Consider the following 16739-nt stretch of genomic DNA (forward strand, 5'->3'; position numbering starts at 1 on the left):
GCGGCGAACTCATGAAAAAGCCTGCCGTCGTTTCTGACGGCAGGCTCTGATCGGCACGCGGAAAGTTCCGCGGCCGTACTCTACGCAACGCTTACCGAAACTGGTCGGAAACGGCGCCTGAAGGGGCGCCTTTAGGAGACGACCTCGGCGGTGACACGGCCGACGCCGGCACCAGTCAGGCCGATGGCACGGGCGGCGCCCGTGGAGAGATCAAGCACACGGCCGCGGATAAACGGGCCACGATCATTGATGGTGACGATCACGCTGCGGCCGCCATGGGTCACGCGCAGCTTGGTGCCGAACGGCAGGCTGCGATGGGCCGCGGTCATGGCGTTCTGGTTGAAGCGCTGACCGGAGGCGGTGCGGCTGCCCGATTCGTTGCCGTAGAAGGACGCCACGCCCGAGAAACTGCGGCCGCCGGTGCTGGGCGCAAACGCCGCATTGGCATCGCGCGACGCCGCGTCGGTTGCGGCACGGGCCTGGTGATGGTGATGGCGATGATGGTGGTGCCGGGATTTAGCCGACGCTTCGGTGATGCTTCCACCAACCAGGAAAGTTGCGGCGACGACAGCCAGCGCCGCGCGCGACGGCCGGGTTGCGTTGCCCCGAGCCGGCTTCTTGTATTTCAACATTCAAGACCCTCAAGCAGTATTGCCACATACGTGGCAAATGGAACCCCCGTCCCTTCGTCGACCAAGGCCGTGTGATTTCGCAATGAGGCATGAATTGGGCAGTAAATTCGGAATGTATCAGGCTGAAATATCTTGTTACTGCCGGTACCCGCTCGACAGCTTTCACTAATCTTTCGCTTTAACTAATTTTTAACCCAGTGAATACTTACGATTACTGTTGATTTACGTTTAGGAAACATTTCCGCAAGTAATCACGGAATAGAGAGCGGCTGGCCATTTTGTTCCCGCGCCCGCGCTCCGGGCAGGCATGCGATTGCCGATGGAACGATGGGTCGCCTCCCTGTCTCTCGATCGAAATTCCTGCACGCAGAATTTCGCCGACAGGGTCCTCGCGGCGCTTCGTTGCGGCCGTGCGACAAGGCATCACCTAGATGTGACGTCGTGTTGCACCTGCGCGCCTGCCATGCTAGCAAAGCCGCGATTTTAACGATCCCGGCACTCCGCGTGTCGGTCGAAAATCGAAGTCCCGCTTGAATTCCAAGGGCTTGGATCGCTAGGCGCCGCTGCAGCGGCGACGGTTTTTCCCTTGCGAATTTGACAGCAAAAAAGAGCGCGTCTGTGGCTGCTGAAGATCCGTCCGTTTCGGGAGTTGCCGGTCGTTACGCAACGGCCCTGTTCGATCTGGCTCGCGACGAAAAGTCCGTCGATGCCGTGAAGTCCGATCTCGATAAATTCAATGCCCTTCTGAATGAGAGCGCCGATCTGAAGCGCCTCGTTCGCAGTCCGGTGTTTTCCGCCGAAGCGCAATTGAAGGCGCTCTCGGCGGTGCTCGACAAGGCCGGTATCTCCGGCATCACCGCCAAGTTCCTGAAAGTGCTCACCTCCAATCGCCGCTTGTTTGCGGTCGCGGACGTGATCCGCGCCTACAACGCGCTGGTGGCGAACTTCAAGGGCGAGGCGACCGCCGAGGTCACCGTCGCGGAAGCGCTCAATGACAAGAATCTCGACGCGCTGAAGGCCGCACTGAAGTCGGTGACGGGCAAGGACGTCGCGCTCAACGTGAAGATCGATCCCTCCATCATCGGCGGCCTTGTGGTCAAGGTCGGTAGCCGCATGGTGGATAGTTCGCTTCGCACCAAACTCAATTCGATCAAGCACGCGATGAAAGAGGCAGGCTGATGGACATCCGCGCCGCGGAAATTTCCGCGATCCTCAAGGACCAGATCAAGAATTTCGGCCAGGAGGCCAAGGTCACCGAAGTCGGCCAGGTGCTGTCGGTCGGTGACGGTATCGCCCGCGTCTACGGGCTGGACAATGTCCAGGCCGGTGAAATGGTCGAGTTCGAGAACGGCACCCGCGGCATGGCGCTCAACCTCGAAAACGACAACGTCGGCATCGTGATCTTCGGCGCTGACCGCGAGATCAAGGAAGGCCAGACCGTCAAGCGCACCCGCGCCATCGTCGACACGCCGGTCGGCAAGGGGCTGCTCGGCCGCGTCGTCGATGCGCTCGGCAACCCGATCGATGGCAAGGGTCCGATCCAGGCTGACAAGCGCATGCGCGTCGACGTGAAGGCGCCGGGTATCATTCCGCGCAAGTCGGTGAACGAGCCGATGGCGACCGGCCTGAAGGCGATCGATGCGCTGATCCCGATCGGCCGCGGCCAGCGCGAGCTGATCATCGGCGACCGCCAGACCGGCAAGACCGCGATCGCGCTCGACACCATCCTCAATCAGAAGCCGCTCAACGCCCAGCCGGACGAGAGCATCAAGCTGTATTGCGTCTATGTCGCGGTCGGCCAGAAGCGTTCCACCGTCGCGCAGTTCGTGAAGGTGCTCGAAGAGCAGGGCGCGCTGGAATATTCGATCGTGGTTGCCGCCACCGCGTCGGACCCCGCGCCGATGCAGTACATCGCGCCGTTCACCGGCTGCACGATGGGCGAATATTTCCGCGACAACGGCATGCACGCGGTCATCATCTATGACGATCTTTCGAAGCAGGCCGTCGCCTATCGCCAGATGTCGCTGCTGCTGCGCCGCCCGCCGGGCCGCGAAGCCTATCCGGGCGACGTGTTCTATCTGCACTCCCGCCTGCTCGAGCGCGCCGCCAAGCTCAACAAGGAGCACGGTTTGGGCTCGCTGACCGCGCTGCCGGTGATCGAAACCCAGGCCAACGACGTGTCGGCCTACATCCCGACCAACGTGATCTCGATTACCGACGGTCAGATCTTCCTGGAAACCGACCTGTTCTTCCAGGGCATCCGTCCCGCGGTGAACGTCGGTCTGTCGGTGTCGCGCGTCGGATCGTCGGCGCAGACCAAGGCGATGAAGAAGGTCGCCGGCAAGATCAAGGGCGAGCTCGCGCAGTACCGCGAAATGGCGGCGTTCGCGCAGTTCGGCTCCGACCTCGACGCCTCGACCCAGCGCCTGCTCAACCGCGGCTCGCGCCTGACCGAGCTGTTGAAGCAGCCGCAGTTCTCGCCGTTGAAGATGGAAGAACAGGTCTGCGTGATCTGGGCCGGCACCAACGGCTATCTCGATCCGCTGCCGCTCAACAAGGTGCGCGCCTTCGAGGACGGCCTGCTGTCGCTGCTGCGCGGCAAGAATGCCGACATCCTCGACGCGATCCGCGATAGCCGCGACCTCAACGACGACGTCGCCGCCAAGCTGAAGAACGTGGTCGAAGGTTTCGCCAAGACGTTTGCCTAAACGTCGTCGCGGCCGGACAAGGGTGCGGAGCTGGTCTTCGCGCCTGCGGCTTCCGGCCGACGAGAAGCGGATGCCCGGCGCAGGCGCCGGGCAGAACAATGGGATAGGCTAGCGGTCGGATCGCCCGATCGGATCGCCGGGGTGGACGAAGAATGGCGTCACTAAAAGACATGCGGGTCCGCATCGCCTCGACCAAGGCGACGCAGAAGATCACCAAGGCCATGCAGATGGTGGCGGCGTCAAAGCTGCGCCGCGCGCAGACCGCGGCCGAGGCCGCCCGGCCCTATGCAGACAAGATGGGCGCCGTGATCGGCAATATCGCCAGCGCCGCCGCAGGCTCGCCCGGCGCGCCCGCGCTGCTCGCCGGGACGGGCAGGGACCAGGTGCATCTGCTCCTGGTCTGCACCGGCGAACGTGGCCTTTGCGGTGCATTCAACTCCGCGATCGTACGATTGGCGCGTGAGCACGCGCTGTCGCTGCTCGGTCAGGGCAAGGAAGTCAAATTCTTCTGCGTCGGCCGCAAGGGCTATGAGCAGCTTCGCCGCCTGTTCGAACGGCAGATCGTCGAGCATGTCGACCTGCGCGCGGTGCGGCAGCTCGGCTTCGTCAATGCCGAGGACATCGCCAAGAAAGTGTTGGCGCGCTTCGATGCGAGCGAATTCGACGTCTGCACGCTGTTCTATTCACAATTCAAATCGGTGATCGCGCAAGTCCCGACCGCGCAGCAGGTCATTCCGCTGGTGGTGGAAACGCCGGCCGGAAACGGCGGTCCGGCGACCGCCTACGAGTACGAGCCGGAGGAGGACGAGATCCTCACCAGCCTGTTGCCGCGCAACCTCGCCGTGCAGGTATTCCGTGCACTCCTGGAAAACAACGCCTCGTTCTACGGCGCGCAGATGAGCGCGATGGACAACGCGACGCGCAACGCCGGTGAAATGATCCGCAAGCAGACGCTGGTCTACAACCGAACCCGTCAGGCGATGATCACCAAGGAACTGATCGAAATCATTTCCGGCGCCGAGGCGGTCTAACCAAGGGAGCGCGAAATGGCTTACGTCACATCGGCTACCACCAAGGGGGGACGCAACGGCCGCTCCGTGCTCGACAACGGCGGGCTGGCGCTCGCAATGGCGCTGCCGAAGGAATTGGGCGGCGCCGGCGATGGCCACAATCCCGAGCAGCTTTTTGCTCTGGGCTATTCGGCCTGCTTTGGCCAGGCCATCCTCGTGGTCGCCAAGAACCATGGCGTCGACGGCCAGGCGGCAAAGGTCACGGCCGACGTGACGCTCAATACCGATGGCGGCTTTTCGCTCGCCGTCGAACTCAAGGTTTCGATCCCAGGCGCTGATAAGGCCAAGGTCCAGGCGCTGGTCGAGGAAGCTCACACGGTGTGCCCGTATTCGAAGGCCACCAAAGGTAATATCCCGGTCAAGCTGACCGTGGTTTAAAGCATGATCCGGAAAAGTGGGGACCGGTTTTCCGAAGAGATCATGCGCGAAAAAAAAGATGCGATCATGATCCGACCCGTCGGATCATGATCTGGAAATTCGGATCGAAGGAGACAGAGTAAATGGCTACAGCAGCCAACCAGATCGGTCGCGTCACCCAGGTTATGGGCGCCGTCGTCGACGTCCAGTTCGAGGGCCACCTGCCGGCGATTCTCAACTCGCTGGAAACCAAGAACGGCGGCAGCCGTCTCGTGCTCGAGGTGGCGCAGCATCTCGGCGAATCCACCGTGCGGACGATCGCGATGGATACGACCGAGGGTCTGGTGCGCGGCCAGGAAGTGACCGATACCGGCGAGCCGATCCGGGTGCCGGTCGGCGTCGGTACGCTCGGCCGCATCATCAACGTCATCGGCGAGCCGATCGACGAGGCCGGCCCGATCAAGGCCGAAGGCGTTCGCGCGATCCACCAGGAAGCGCCGACCTATACCGACCAGTCCACCGAGGCGGAAATTCTCGTCACCGGCATCAAGGTCGTCGATTTGCTCGCGCCTTACGCCAAGGGCGGCAAGATCGGCCTGTTCGGCGGCGCCGGCGTCGGCAAGACCGTGCTGATCCAGGAACTGATCAATAACGTTGCGAAAGCGCACGGCGGTTACTCGGTGTTCGCCGGCGTCGGCGAGCGTACCCGCGAAGGCAACGACCTCTATCACGAGTTCATCGAGTCCAAGGTCAACGCGGACCCGCGCAATCCCGATCCGAGCGTACAGTCGAAATGCGCGCTGGTGTTCGGCCAGATGAACGAACCGCCGGGCGCACGCGCGCGCGTCGGCCTCACCGGCCTCACGGTGGCCGAGCACTTCCGCGACCAGGGTCAGGACGTGCTGTTCTTCGTCGACAACATCTTCCGCTTCACGCAGGCCGGCTCCGAAGTGTCGGCGCTGCTCGGCCGCATCCCGTCGGCGGTGGGTTACCAGCCGACGCTTGCGACCGACATGGGCGCGCTGCAGGAGCGCATCACCACCACCCAGAAGGGCTCGATCACTTCGGTGCAGGCGATCTACGTGCCGGCCGACGACTTGACCGACCCGGCGCCGGCGACCTCCTTCGCCCACTTGGACGCCACCACCGTGCTGTCGCGCGCGATCTCGGAGAAGGGCATCTATCCGGCGGTGGACCCGCTCGACTCGACCTCCCGCATGCTGTCGCCGCTGGTCGTCGGCGAGGAGCATTATAACACTGCGCGCATGGTGCAGCAGGTGCTGCAGCGCTATAAGTCGCTGCAGGACATCATCGCCATCCTCGGCATGGACGAGCTTTCGGAAGAGGACAAGCTGACGGTGGCCCGCGCCCGCAAGATCGAGCGCTTCCTGTCGCAGCCCTTCCATGTCGCCGAAGTCTTCACCGGTTCGCCGGGTAAGTTCGTCGAGCTCGCCGACACCATCAAGGGCTTCCGCGGCTTGTGCGAAGGCAAGTACGACCACCTGCCGGAGGCTGCCTTCTACATGGTCGGCACCATCGAAGAGGCGGTCGAGAAGGGCAAGAAGCTGGCTGCCGAAGCAGCTTAAGCACACTCGTCATTGCCGGGCTTGGCCCGGCACTCCATCAAGGCAGAACTCTTTGATCGATGGACCCGCGGGTCACGCCCGCGGGTGACAGCGGAAAGAACGGAAAGACCATGGCCACCTTCCACTTCGACCTCGTCTCCCCCGAAGCGCTCGCTTTCTCCGGCGAGGTCGATCAGGTCGATGTTCCCGGCGTGGAAGGCGATTTCGGCGTGCTCGCCGGTCACGCACCGGTCGTGGCGGCGATCCGTCCGGGTATCCTGACCATCACGACCGGCGGGGCGCATCAGAAGATGGTGGTGCTCGGCGGTCTTGCGGAGGTCTCCGACAATCGCCTGACCGTGCTCGCTGATGTCGCGACCTCGATCCAGGAAGTCGATCGCGCCCAGTTCAGGGAAACCATCGCCGAGATGGAAGAGAACCTGAAAGAGAAGCATGGCTCGGAGCTCGACCGCGAGATCGAGCGGCTCGACCACTTCAAGAGCATCGAGAACATCCTCAACGCGACGGCTATGCACTAGGCCCCGGTGCACCGCGCCGGGGCCGAACAAAAACTTGAACGACCTTCGTCCGTCACATCGTGGCGGACGAGGATTTTTCGATGCCGAATTCCAAACATTGCGCGGGCTTAGAGCTTCGGTTCTGATTGGGTCAGAACCGAAGCTCTAGATTCTTGTTTTGACGCGTTTTCTTCACGCGAACCGGTGTCCACTTCGCTCGAAAACGCTCTAGATTCTTGTTTTGACGCGTACTTCACGCGAATCGGTATCCACTTCGCTCGAAAACGCTCTAACGGCGCTGCGTCCTGCTTGAAACCGCAGCATTGGCGTCCACCATCGGCGCCACTGCGACCGTGACATTCTGGGTCCCGCCGCCGCGCTCGATTGTCAGCCTGACCTGCTCCCCGATGCGAGCGAGGCCGACACGGTTACGGAGCTGCGCAGCGCTGCGGATCGGACGATCGTCGGCTCGCAGCACGACATCGCCCTTGCGCAGACCGGCGGCCTCCGCAGGCGATCCCGGACTGATGTCGGCGATCCTGGCCCCCTCGCTGCGCCCGCCGTCCGTCGAGGGATGCATATCCTGCAGCGAGACGCCGATCCGGCCGCGCACGACCTTGCCGTTCTCGACGATCTGGTCCATCACGCGGCGTGCCATGTTGATCGGGATCGCAAAGCCGATGCCGACATTGCCGCCGGCCGGCGAAATGATCGCCGAGTTGATGCCGATCAGTTCGCCCTTCAGATTGATCAGCGCGCCGCCGGAGTTGCCGGGGTTGATCGCGGCGTCGGTCTGGATGAAATCCTCATAGCCCTGTTTGCCCAGCCCGGTGCGGCCGAGCGCGCTTACAAGCCCCGATGTCACGGTCTGGCCGAGGCCGAAGGGGTTGCCGATGGCAATGACGAAATCGCCGACTTCAAGCGCATCGCTGTCGCCCAGTGCAATCGCCTTGAGTGCGGTCGGGGAGTGGATTTTCAGGACCGCGATATCGGTCGCGGGATCGCGGCCCATTACCTTGGCAGAGAACTGACGACCGTCCTTGGTCGTGATCTGGACCGCCGAGACCTGATCCACCACGTGATTGTTGGTGAGGATGTAGCCCCGCTCACCGTCGACGATGACGCCGGAGCCGGTTGCGCTGATCTCCTTCTCGAGTTGCTTCGGGACATCGAAGAATTCGCGGAACAGCGGATCGCGATAAAGCGGGTTGTCCTCGCGGATTTTGCCATGCACGGAGATATTGACGACCGCGGGAGTCACTTCGCGTACCAGGGGCGCCAGCGTCGGCACCGTGCCCCCGGTTTTCAGATTCGGGACCTGACCTGCCGCCGGCACGATGATGATGAGCGCGCCGAGCACGGCGCCGAATGCAGGCGATATTGCTCGCTTCACGTCCGCTCTCTCTATCGGTCCAGCCGGGTTCCGGCGCGCAAGATGTCGCGAGAAAGCAAATCCCGCTGCCACGCGAACCATGGCATCGCCAGCAGCGCGGACGCCTGATTGACCCATGCCAAAGCCAAAATAGTCGGCGTCAACAAGGCGGGGCCTCATGGGAGAGATTGGTTCGCGAAGGCCGCGGCAGCGCAGCGCCGCCGCGTGGCGGCGGATCGTCGTCGTCATCTAGCTGCCGCAGTGCGGAAAGGATATCGGCCAGGCGAATGCTGTGGTCGATCCCCGGGATGTCGCGCAGGCTGGGGCTGGATTCCACCGCGAACATGTCGGATGCCCAGGACGACAGGATGACGCGCTTCTCCGATCGGGATAGCTGCGGGTCCGCCAGGACCTGGGCGGGTGAGCCGTAATGGGTGGCGGGGTGGAAGAGGGGGTGTGTGGCGGCGCTAACATTGGCCTCGCTCATCGAGAGTGTCTCCTTTACGCTCCTTTCCAAGGACACCGTTTGAGTAGAAAGGCGGCGCCGGACGCGCCGCCTTTCATGCTATTGCTTGCCGATCGGGATGCGTTTGACGCTCTCGCGCGCTTCCTCTGATTTCGGCAGCGTGATCGTCAATACGCCGTCGCGGAAGGAAGCTTGCGCCTTGTCTTCGGCAACACCATCAAGAGCGATCCGCCGCTCGAACGCGCCGTAGTAGCGTTCGGAGAAGTACTTTCCGTTGTCCGTCCGCTCGGCTTTCTTCTCGCCCCTGAGCGTCAGCACGCCATTGGCGATCTCGACCTGAACGTCCTTCTCTGTCATGCCCGGAAGCTCTGCGGAGACGGTAAGCTCCTTGTCGGTTTCGCTGAGCTCGATCTTCGGCCAACCGAAGCGGCCTTCCAACAGCGGGCTGCTGATGGGACCGAAGGAGCCGAAACCGCGGAACACGTCGTCGAACAGACGGTTCATCTCGCGGTGAAGCGTGATGAAAGGATCGAAATTCTCGCGCGTCGGCGTAAGCTCCTGGTTCTTCGACCAGGGAATGAGATCACGAAAAGCCATCTTATCCTCCTTGTCTCAGCTACGATCTCCCGCGCGGGCGGCTTGGCCCACGCGTGTCCTCGTCAAGTATCAGGCAAAGTCAGGCCGCCTGCTTCTGCTCGATTGCTCGGGAGCCCGTACCCGCGATCGGGATGCGTCGCGGCTTCATCGATTCCGGCACCTCGCGGACGAGATGGACGATCAAGAGACCATCCTTGATGGAGGCCTGCCTAACCTGCACATGGTCAGCGAGGCTGAATACCCGCCGGAACGGTCGCGCGGCGATGCCCTGGTAGAGATAATCGCGCGCCGGTCCCTCAGGTTTCCTGCCTTCGATCGTGAGCACGTCCTGCTCGGCGGTGACGATGATGTCATTCACGCCAAAGCCGGCAACTGCCAGCGAGATCCGATAGCTGTCCTCGCCGGACCGCTCGATATTGTAAGGGGGATAGTTGTCGTCGGCGGACTGCCGTAGGCTCGCATCGAGCAAATCCGCAAGATGGTCAAAGCCGACTGTGGAGCGCCACAGGGGCGAGAAGTCAAAGGTCCTCATAACCAAGTCCTCCTCAGAGCAAGATGGATACGAAGGAGCGTCGGACACTGTCCGCCGCCCAGTTCGCCGGACCCAAGCTGGCATCCGGCACCACCTTTCTTGGCGGCAAAATCGAATTAGAAAACCGGCGCGAACTTTCAAGAGGGGTGTCCGAAATTTTCCGGCCACTCAGGAAAGTTCGCCAATCGCGTAAGGCGACCGGCGGCATTATCCGCGGGCCGCCCTTGTTGTCGATCAGAAGTCCATCGGCGGCGGGGTGGGCGTCTGCTCGGACTTCTTCGGCTTGTCGGCGACCAATGCTTCCGTCGTGATCAGGAGCGAGGCAACGGATGCCGCGTCCTGCAATGCGGTGCGAACCACCTTCGCCGGATCGATCACGCCGGCGCGCACCAGGTCCTCGTACTCGCCGGTCGCGGCATTGAAGCCCCAATTGTAGTCGCCGCGCTCCAGGAGCTTGCCGACCACCAGTGAACCGTCCTCGCCGGCATTCTCGACGATCTGGCGCGCCGGTATCTGCAAGGCACGACGGACGATATCGACGCCCGCCTTCTGGTCGGCATTGGCGGTCTTGATCTTGTCCAGCGCCTTCAAGGCACGCAGCAGTGCCACGCCGCCGCCGGGAAGGATGCCTTCCTCGACGGCTGCGCGGGTGGCGTGCAGCGCGTCCTCGACCCGGTCCTTGCGCTCCTTCACCTCGATTTCGGTCGCGCCGCCGACCCGGATCACGGCGACGCCGCCGGCAAGCTTGGCGAGCCGCTCCTGAAGCTTCTCGCGATCATAGTCAGAAGTGGTTTCGTCGATCTGCGTCCTGATCTGGGCAGTGCGGGCCTCGATGTCCTTCTTGGCGCCGGCGCCATCGACGATGGTCGTGCTCTCCTTCTCGATCACGACCTTCTTGGCACGGCCGAGCATGTTCAGCGTGACATTCTCGAGCTTGATGCCGAGATCTTCCGAGATCGCGGTGCCGCCGGTGAGGATGGCGATATCCTCGAGCATCGCCTTGCGGCGATCGCCGAAACCCGGCGCCTTCACCGCGGCGACCTTCAGGCCGCCGCGCAGCTTGTTGACGACGAGCGTCGCCAGCGCCTCGCCCTCGATGTCCTCCGCGACGATGAGCAGCGGCTTGCCGGACTGCACCACCGCTTCCAGCAGCGGCAACATCGACTGCAGCGTGGTCAGCTTCTTCTCATTGGTCAGGACATAGGGCTCTTCGAGCTCGACCTTCATCTTCTCCGCATTGGTGACGAAATAGGGCGAGACATAGCCGCGGTCGAACTGCATGCCCTCGACCACTTCCAGCTCGGTGTTGAGACTCTTCGCCTCCTCGACCGTGATCACGCCTTCATTGCCGACCTTTTGCATGGCATCGGCAAGGAAGCGGCCGATCTCGGCATCTCCGTTGGCGGAGATGGTGCCGACCTGGGCGATCTCATCATTGGAGGTGATCTTCCTGGCATGGGTCTTGAGGTCAGCGACGATCGCTTCGACCGCGAGGTCGATGCCGCGCTTCAGGTCCATTGGATTCATGCCGGCGGCGACCGATTTGGCGCCCTCCCTGACGATCGCCTGTGCGAGCACAGTCGCGGTGGTTGTGCCGTCACCCGCGATGTCGCTGGTTTTGGACGCGACTTCCCGCACCATCTGTGCGCCCATGTTCTCGAACTTGTCCTCGAGCTCGATCTCCTTGGCAACGGTGACGCCATCCTTGGTGATGCGCGGTGCTCCAAAGGATTTTTCCAGCACGACGTTGCGGCCCTTCGGTCCGAGCGTCACCCTGACCGCATTCGCCAGCAGATCTACGCCACGCAACATGCGCTCGCGGGCTTCGGTTGAGAACTTCACGTCTTTCGCGGCCATGACGTTTTCTCCTCTCCCCTTGATGGATCAACTGCGTTCTCTCGTCCTTGTCTGAGCATGGTTATTTTCGGGAAAGCGGTATCCGCTCTTCCGGATCGTGCTCTAAGCGGCCTTCCGCGCGGCCTCGGCCGTCCGGCCTGGGCCGAGAGGGTTGCTCTGCTCCATGATGTCACAGGACCAGGAAGCCGGGAACCCGTTCCGGCGGCGGAGATCGGGTCGAGCCGAACTGCCCGACCAGAGGAACGATGGTGAGGTGCAGGCGTTTATGTCACCGAAGGGCAGGCCTTCTGATGGATAGATCAGCCGCAGGTCGTGAGCTCGCGCAGGCAGCCCAGTTGCTGCGGCGCTCCGCTGTTCGCGAAGGCAGGCCGTTTCCCCTGGGCGCCACCTGGGACGGCCTGGGTGTCAACTTCGCGCTGTTTTCAGCGCATGCCACCAAGGTGGAGCTATGCCTGTTCGACGACGCCGGCCAAACCGAGGTCGAGCGGATCGAGCTTCCCGAATATACCGACGAAGTCTGGCACGGCTATCTGCCGACCGCGCGGCCAGGATTGGTCTATGGCTATCGCGTCCATGGTCCCTATGAACCCGACGCCGGCCATCGCTTCAATCCGAACAAGCTGGTGATCGACCCTTACGCCCGGCAATTGGTCGGGCAGTTGCAATGGGGTCCCGAACTGTTCGGCTACAAGATCGGCGATGCCGACAAGGACAAATCGTTTGATGACCGCGACAATATCCATCTGGTGCAGAAGTGCCGGGTGATCGATCCCGCTTTCACCTGGGGGCGTGACCGCAAGCCTGCGACGCCGTGGGAGCGCACCATCATCTACGAGATGCATGTGAAGGGCTTCACCAAGCTGCATCCATTGGTGCCGGAAGCCGATCGCGGCACGTTCGCGGGCCTCGCCTGCCCGAACGTATCGGCGTATCTGCGCTCGCTCGGCGTCACCAGCGCGGAGCTGTTGCCGATTCATGCTTTCGTCGACGACAGCTATCTGGTCGACAGAGGCCTGCGCAATTATTGGGGCTACAACTCGCTCGCTTTCTTCGCTCCGGATCCGCGCTACCTGCGGACAGGCTTGGCGACCGAGTTCAAGGAGATGGTCAACCAATTCCATGCCCACGGCATCGAGGTGATCCTCGACGTGGTCTATAACCACACCGCCGAAGGCAACGAACTCGGACCGACGCTGTCCTTCAAGGGCATTGATAACGCGAGCTATTATCGGCTGCTGCCCGATCAGAGGCGCTACTACATCAACGATACCGGCACCGGGAACACCGTCAATCTATCGCACCAGCGCGTGCTGCAGATGGTCGCCGACTCTCTTCGCTACTGGGCAACGGAGATGCGCGTCGACGGCTTTCGTTTCGATCTTGCCACCATTCTCGCGCGCGAACCCTACGGCTTCGATGAAGGCGGCAGCTTCCTCGATGCCTGTCGGCAGGACCCGGTGCTCTCCAGCGTCAAGCTGATCGCGGAGCCATGGGACATCGGCCCCGGCGGCTACCAGGTCGGCCAGTTCGCGCCGGGCTGGGCGGAATGGAACGACAAATTCCGCGATACGGCGCGACGCTTCTGGAAAGGGGATGCCGGGCAGGTCGCTGATTTCGTCAAGCGCACTACCGGGTCGGGAGACCTGTTCAACAAGCGCGGCCGCAAACCGTGGGCGAGCGTCAACTTCGTTACCGCCCATGACGGCTTCACCCTCAACGATCTCGTCTCCTACAACGACAAGCACAACGAGGCCAATGGCGAGAAAAACCAGGACGGCCATTCCAACAATCACTCGTGGAATCACGGCGTCGAAGGTCCAACATCGGATGCGGAGATTGTCGCGTTACGCGAGCGGCAGAAGCGCAATTTCCTTGCCACGATGGTCCTGTCGCACGGCACGCCGATGCTGCTCGCCGGCGACGAATTCGGTCACAGCCAGAAGGGCAACAACAACGCCTATGCGCAGGACAACGAGACCACCTGGCTCGATTGGATGAAGATATCGCCTGAAGGACGCGCCTTGCGCGAATTCACGCGAAAGCTGATCGCGATGCGCAAGGCGTTTCCGATCCTTTATCGGAGCCGTTTCCTGATCGGCACCCACAATGAGGAGCTCGACGTCAAGGACGTGACCTGGCTTGCCCCGTCGGGCGAAGAAATGACCGTCGAGCAGTGGCAGGACGGCAATGTGCGCTGCTTCGGGATGCTGCTTGATGGTCGCGCCCAGGAAACCGGAATCAAACGTCGCGGATCGGACGCGACCCTGCTGTTGATCTACAACGCCCATTATGACGTCGTGAACTTTACGCTGCCGGAAGTTCCGGAAGGACAGCACTGGCAGGGGTTGATCGACACCAACCAGCCGGAGGGGCAACTGCCAACCTTTCCGTTCGGCCACGTCTATGCGGTGACCGGACGCTCCATGCTGGCGTTCGGTCTCGCGAGCGAAGACAGCGCCGTGCGCCGCTTGCGGCATGGCATCGGCAGCATCCTTGATGTCGCCGAGTTCCCGCTATCCGATAATGCGTTCACCTAGCGCATGATCCGGAATAGTGTGAAGCGGTTTTCCGAAAAGATCATGCTCAAACAATAACCTAAAGCGCGATAATGATTCATCCTCGTCTCATCGCGCTTTAGACGAGGTGAGGTTCTGCAATCCGGTCTCAGCGCGCTCGCGCAAAGGCGGCAAAGCTGCGGGCGACATGCCGGTACACTTCGCGGCGGAACGGCACGACGAGATCGGGGACGCGGTCGAGCCGCTCCCAGCGCCAGGCGTCGAATTCGGCCGGTTGTCCGTTGCGCGGTGTCAGCGGGTCGATTTCCTCGTCGCGCCCGGTGAATCGCAGCGCGAACCATTTTTGCCGCTGTCCGTGGAATTTGCCGAGACGATGCGGCGGTCCATTGTAGGGTGGGAATTCATAAGTGACCCAATCGGTCTCGCCGAGATAGTCGGCGGAAACGGCGCCCGTCTCCTCCCAGAGTTCACGCATCACCGTCTGGCGCGGTTCCTCGCCAGCATCGATGCCGCCCTGCGGCATCTGCCATTCAAGCCCGGGAAGGATGATTTCCGGACCATCGTCCCTGAATCTGTGGCCGATCAGCACGTGGCCGGACGTGTTGAACAGCGCGACCCCGACATTGGGGCGGTATAGTTTTTCCTCGGACATTCCTATCGGCCCGCGAGCCTCGAAAACTCCTGCACGACCCGCTCATACACCGGCCGCTTGAACGGCACGATCAATTCGGGGAGATTCTTCATCGGCTCCCAGCGCCAGTTCGAGAACTCGGCCTTGTGGCCGCCGCCGGGATGTTCCACGTCGATCTCATTGTCCTTGCCGGTGAAGCGAACCGCGAACCATTTCTGGCGCTGGCCGCGATAGCGGCCCTTCCAGGCGCGCCCTGCGACCGTGCGCGGAATATCGTAGATCAGCCAGTCCTCGACCTCACCGAGTTTCTCGACCGATCGGACGCTGGTCTCCTCGTAGAGCTCGCGCTTGGCGGCGTCCCAGACGTCTTCACCGGGATCCACGCCGCCTTGCGGCATCTGCCAGATGTGGGTGTCGTCGACATGCTCGATGCCGCCGGCGCGGCGCCCGATAAAGACCAGCCCGTCTCGGTTGAGCAGCATCACGCCGACGCAGGTCCGGTAGGGCAGTTCCTCGTAACGCGTCATTCGATCAGGACTCCCAGAGCGTGATCCGGAACCAGTCGGAAATCGTTTCTCCCTCGCGACAAACGCAAAGCGTTTGCGTGGGAAGATCACGCTCCAACAAAGAGACGAGACCATGGCCCGATTCACCTGGCGGATCATGATCTGGAAGACGGGCGGGTCCGGAAGTCCGAAGTCGCGCCATCAGGTTGAAGTTCTAGCCCGATTTTGATTTCAGCATCGCGGTTGTCAATGGCACAAGCAGGATACCGCGCGCCTCCAGCGTCTTGGTCCAGGCCGCGAGGCGCTCGATCGAAATCGGCAGCGCCGAGGCCACGCCGACCGCGACGCCGCGTTCCTTGGCGAGCGTCTCGAGCTTGACCAGCACGCGGTCGATCTCCACCGACGTCGGAACCGCATCGATGGTGAAATCGGCCTTGGCAAAGGGCAGCGCCTGGCCGGCGGCGAGCGAGGCCGCGACGCTGCGTGGCGTGGCACCGTCGTCGAAATAGCTCAAGCCGCGCTTGGCTGCTTCACGCATGATCGGCTGCATCACCGGATCGGTCGCCACGAAACGGGCGCCCATGAAATTGGCGATGCCGGCATAGCCCTGGATGCGGCTGAAGTGCCAATAAAGCCGGTCGAGATTCTGTTCCGCGTTCAGGGTCGTCAGCAGCGTTTGGGGGCCAGGGTCATTGTCCGGGTAGTCGAACGGCTCCATCGGGACCTGCAGCAGGATCTCGTGACGCTGCGCACGCGCCCGTTCGGCAAGCTTGGTCGGGTCGGCGCCATAGGGCGTGAAGGCCAGCGTCACCGCCGGCGGCAGTTTCATGATGGCGTCGGTGGTTTTGGCGGCGCCGACGCCGAGCCCGCCGACCACGATCGCCACCACGGGTGTTTTTGCCGCCTTGGCGCGGTCGGCATCGGCCGCATAGACCGTAAACGGCCTCAAGCCGTCGGCGACCACAGGGATCATGCCATAGCGCGATTTTTCCAGGAGGCGCTGGTCTATGCCGGTCATCGGCCCCGGCGCGGCGTCGGACTCGGCCTTGTCGGCGGCATCGCCGCTGACGACGACGTCATGCCGCGCGCCGCTCGAGCCGTCGATGATGGTGACCGTCTTGCTCTCGCCGGCAGCCTGCCTGGGCGGCGATTTCGCCATGGGCTCGGCGGCAGGGCCGGCCGCTGCGGGTTTTTCCTCCGCCACCGGCGCCTTGCGCAAGGCGATATGGGCGATCGGCTCGCCGCCGAGCGGATCATCGTTGAACAAGGCGATGCCGGCGAAAGTCACCAGGATCAGGCCGAGCATCACCGCCAGCGCCTGCGTGGCCGTGAACGGCACCTGGAACCGGCGTTTTTTGGCCACGGTTTCCTGTCCGAGCGGTGCGCTCAGTTCGTCGGCCGCCTCTGCCATG

General features: G+C 62.6%; 16 protein-coding genes. 7 read left to right on the forward strand and 9 right to left on the reverse strand.

Annotation, left to right across the window (positions count from 1 at the left end; translation table 11 throughout):
- Positions 1-131: 131 nt before the first annotated feature.
- On the reverse strand, positions 132-632 hold the full coding sequence (locus YY7_RS0128800; RefSeq protein ID WP_028166249.1) for a septal ring lytic transglycosylase RlpA family protein: 501 nt from the start codon (positions 630-632) through the stop codon (positions 132-134).
- A 618-nt stretch (positions 633-1250) separates the two neighbouring features.
- Between YY7_RS0128800 and YY7_RS0128805 the strand changes: the two genes are divergently transcribed.
- The 6 genes from YY7_RS0128805 to YY7_RS0128830 all read left to right on the forward strand — a co-directional run bounded on the left by YY7_RS0128805 (position 1251) and on the right by YY7_RS0128830 (position 6871).
- Positions 1251-1811: a F0F1 ATP synthase subunit delta gene (locus YY7_RS0128805; RefSeq protein ID WP_028166250.1), complete on the forward strand. Its 561-nt coding sequence runs from the start codon at positions 1251-1253 to the stop codon at positions 1809-1811.
- Positions 1811-3340 (forward strand): F0F1 ATP synthase subunit alpha, encoded by a 1530-nt coding sequence (atpA, locus tag YY7_RS0128810; RefSeq protein ID WP_028166251.1) that lies wholly within the window; start codon positions 1811-1813, stop codon positions 3338-3340. The genes YY7_RS0128805 and atpA overlap by 1 nt, the downstream gene beginning before the upstream one ends.
- 152 nt (positions 3341-3492) lie before the next feature.
- Positions 3493-4371 carry a F0F1 ATP synthase subunit gamma gene (locus YY7_RS0128815; RefSeq protein ID WP_028166252.1) on the forward strand — a complete coding sequence of 293 codons (879 nt, stop codon included), beginning with the start codon at positions 3493-3495 and terminating at the stop codon, positions 4369-4371.
- Between the two features lie 15 nt (positions 4372-4386).
- Positions 4387-4788, forward strand: a complete 402-nt coding sequence (locus YY7_RS0128820) for an organic hydroperoxide resistance protein (protein ID WP_028166253.1) — start codon at positions 4387-4389, stop codon at positions 4786-4788.
- 122 nt (positions 4789-4910) lie between these two features.
- Positions 4911-6353, forward strand: a complete 1443-nt coding sequence (gene atpD / locus YY7_RS0128825) for a F0F1 ATP synthase subunit beta (protein ID WP_028166254.1) — start codon at positions 4911-4913, stop codon at positions 6351-6353.
- A 110-nt stretch (positions 6354-6463) separates the two neighbouring features.
- Positions 6464-6871, forward strand: coding sequence for a F0F1 ATP synthase subunit epsilon (locus YY7_RS0128830; RefSeq protein WP_028166255.1), 408 nt, complete (start codon positions 6464-6466; stop codon positions 6869-6871).
- A gap of 268 nt (positions 6872-7139) precedes the next feature.
- Here the strand turns inward: YY7_RS0128830 and YY7_RS0128835 are convergent, their stop codons facing one another.
- The 5 genes from YY7_RS0128835 to groL all read right to left on the reverse strand — a co-directional run bounded on the left by YY7_RS0128835 (position 7140) and on the right by groL (position 11674).
- Positions 7140-8243 (reverse strand): trypsin-like peptidase domain-containing protein, encoded by a 1104-nt coding sequence (locus YY7_RS0128835; protein ID WP_035691178.1) that lies wholly within the window; start codon positions 8241-8243, stop codon positions 7140-7142.
- A gap of 139 nt (positions 8244-8382) precedes the next feature.
- The gene (locus tag YY7_RS58590) at positions 8383-8709 is read right to left on the reverse strand and encodes a hypothetical protein (protein WP_080663893.1); all 327 of its coding nucleotides are present in this window, start codon (positions 8707-8709) and stop codon (positions 8383-8385) included.
- Positions 8710-8787: 78 nt separating this feature from the next.
- Positions 8788-9285, reverse strand: coding sequence for an Hsp20/alpha crystallin family protein (locus YY7_RS0128845; RefSeq protein WP_028166257.1), 498 nt, complete (start codon positions 9283-9285; stop codon positions 8788-8790).
- A gap of 79 nt (positions 9286-9364) precedes the next feature.
- Positions 9365-9817, reverse strand: coding sequence for an Hsp20 family protein (locus YY7_RS0128850; protein ID WP_028166258.1), 453 nt, complete (start codon positions 9815-9817; stop codon positions 9365-9367).
- A 234-nt stretch (positions 9818-10051) separates the two neighbouring features.
- The gene (gene groL / locus YY7_RS0128855; protein WP_028166259.1) at positions 10052-11674 is read right to left on the reverse strand and encodes a chaperonin GroEL; all 1623 of its coding nucleotides are present in this window, start codon (positions 11672-11674) and stop codon (positions 10052-10054) included.
- 290 nt (positions 11675-11964) lie between these two features.
- Between groL and glgX the strand changes: the two genes are divergently transcribed.
- Positions 11965-14211: a glycogen debranching protein GlgX gene (glgX, locus tag YY7_RS0128860; RefSeq protein WP_028166260.1), complete on the forward strand. Its 2247-nt coding sequence runs from the start codon at positions 11965-11967 to the stop codon at positions 14209-14211.
- Between the two features lie 127 nt (positions 14212-14338).
- Here the strand turns inward: glgX and YY7_RS0128865 are convergent, their stop codons facing one another.
- The 3 genes from YY7_RS0128865 to YY7_RS0128875 all read right to left on the reverse strand — a co-directional run bounded on the left by YY7_RS0128865 (position 14339) and on the right by YY7_RS0128875 (position 16738).
- Positions 14339-14842, reverse strand: coding sequence for an RNA pyrophosphohydrolase (locus YY7_RS0128865; RefSeq protein WP_028166261.1), 504 nt, complete (start codon positions 14840-14842; stop codon positions 14339-14341).
- A 2-nt stretch (positions 14843-14844) separates the two neighbouring features.
- Positions 14845-15348 carry an RNA pyrophosphohydrolase gene (locus YY7_RS0128870; RefSeq protein WP_028166262.1) on the reverse strand — a complete coding sequence of 168 codons (504 nt, stop codon included), beginning with the start codon at positions 15346-15348 and terminating at the stop codon, positions 14845-14847.
- 193 nt (positions 15349-15541) lie between these two features.
- On the reverse strand, positions 15542-16738 hold the full coding sequence (locus YY7_RS0128875; protein ID WP_028166263.1) for a divergent polysaccharide deacetylase family protein: 1197 nt from the start codon (positions 16736-16738) through the stop codon (positions 15542-15544).
- Between the last annotated feature and the right edge of the window lies 1 nt (position 16739).

The organism is Bradyrhizobium elkanii WSM2783, from assembly GCF_000472865.1.
Lineage (GTDB): Bacteria > Pseudomonadota > Alphaproteobacteria > Rhizobiales > Xanthobacteraceae > Bradyrhizobium > Bradyrhizobium elkanii_A.

Excerpts from the sequence above, each read along its gene's own strand:
- YY7_RS0128800 (WP_028166249.1), bottom strand. The coding sequence starts at position 632 with ATGTTGAAATACAAGAAGCCGGCTCGGGGCAACGCAACCCGGCCGTCG.
- atpA (WP_028166251.1), top strand. The coding sequence starts at position 1,811 with ATGGACATCCGCGCCGCGGAAATTTCCGCGATCCTCAAGGACCAGATC.
- YY7_RS0128815 (WP_028166252.1), top strand. The coding sequence starts at position 3,493 with ATGGCGTCACTAAAAGACATGCGGGTCCGCATCGCCTCGACCAAGGCG.
- YY7_RS0128820 (WP_028166253.1), top strand. The coding sequence starts at position 4,387 with ATGGCTTACGTCACATCGGCTACCACCAAGGGGGGACGCAACGGCCGC.
- atpD (WP_028166254.1), top strand. The coding sequence starts at position 4,911 with ATGGCTACAGCAGCCAACCAGATCGGTCGCGTCACCCAGGTTATGGGC.
- YY7_RS0128830 (WP_028166255.1), top strand. The coding sequence starts at position 6,464 with ATGGCCACCTTCCACTTCGACCTCGTCTCCCCCGAAGCGCTCGCTTTC.
- YY7_RS58590 (WP_080663893.1), bottom strand. The coding sequence starts at position 8,709 with ATGAGCGAGGCCAATGTTAGCGCCGCCACACACCCCCTCTTCCACCCC.
- YY7_RS0128845 (WP_028166257.1), bottom strand. The coding sequence starts at position 9,285 with ATGGCTTTTCGTGATCTCATTCCCTGGTCGAAGAACCAGGAGCTTACG.
- YY7_RS0128850 (WP_028166258.1), bottom strand. The coding sequence starts at position 9,817 with ATGAGGACCTTTGACTTCTCGCCCCTGTGGCGCTCCACAGTCGGCTTT.
- groL (WP_028166259.1), bottom strand. The coding sequence starts at position 11,674 with ATGGCCGCGAAAGACGTGAAGTTCTCAACCGAAGCCCGCGAGCGCATG.
- glgX (WP_028166260.1), top strand. The coding sequence starts at position 11,965 with ATGGATAGATCAGCCGCAGGTCGTGAGCTCGCGCAGGCAGCCCAGTTG.
- YY7_RS0128865 (WP_028166261.1), bottom strand. The coding sequence starts at position 14,842 with ATGTCCGAGGAAAAACTATACCGCCCCAATGTCGGGGTCGCGCTGTTC.
- YY7_RS0128870 (WP_028166262.1), bottom strand. The coding sequence starts at position 15,348 with ATGACGCGTTACGAGGAACTGCCCTACCGGACCTGCGTCGGCGTGATG.
- YY7_RS0128875 (WP_028166263.1), bottom strand. The coding sequence starts at position 16,738 with ATGGCAGAGGCGGCCGACGAACTGAGCGCACCGCTCGGACAGGAAACC.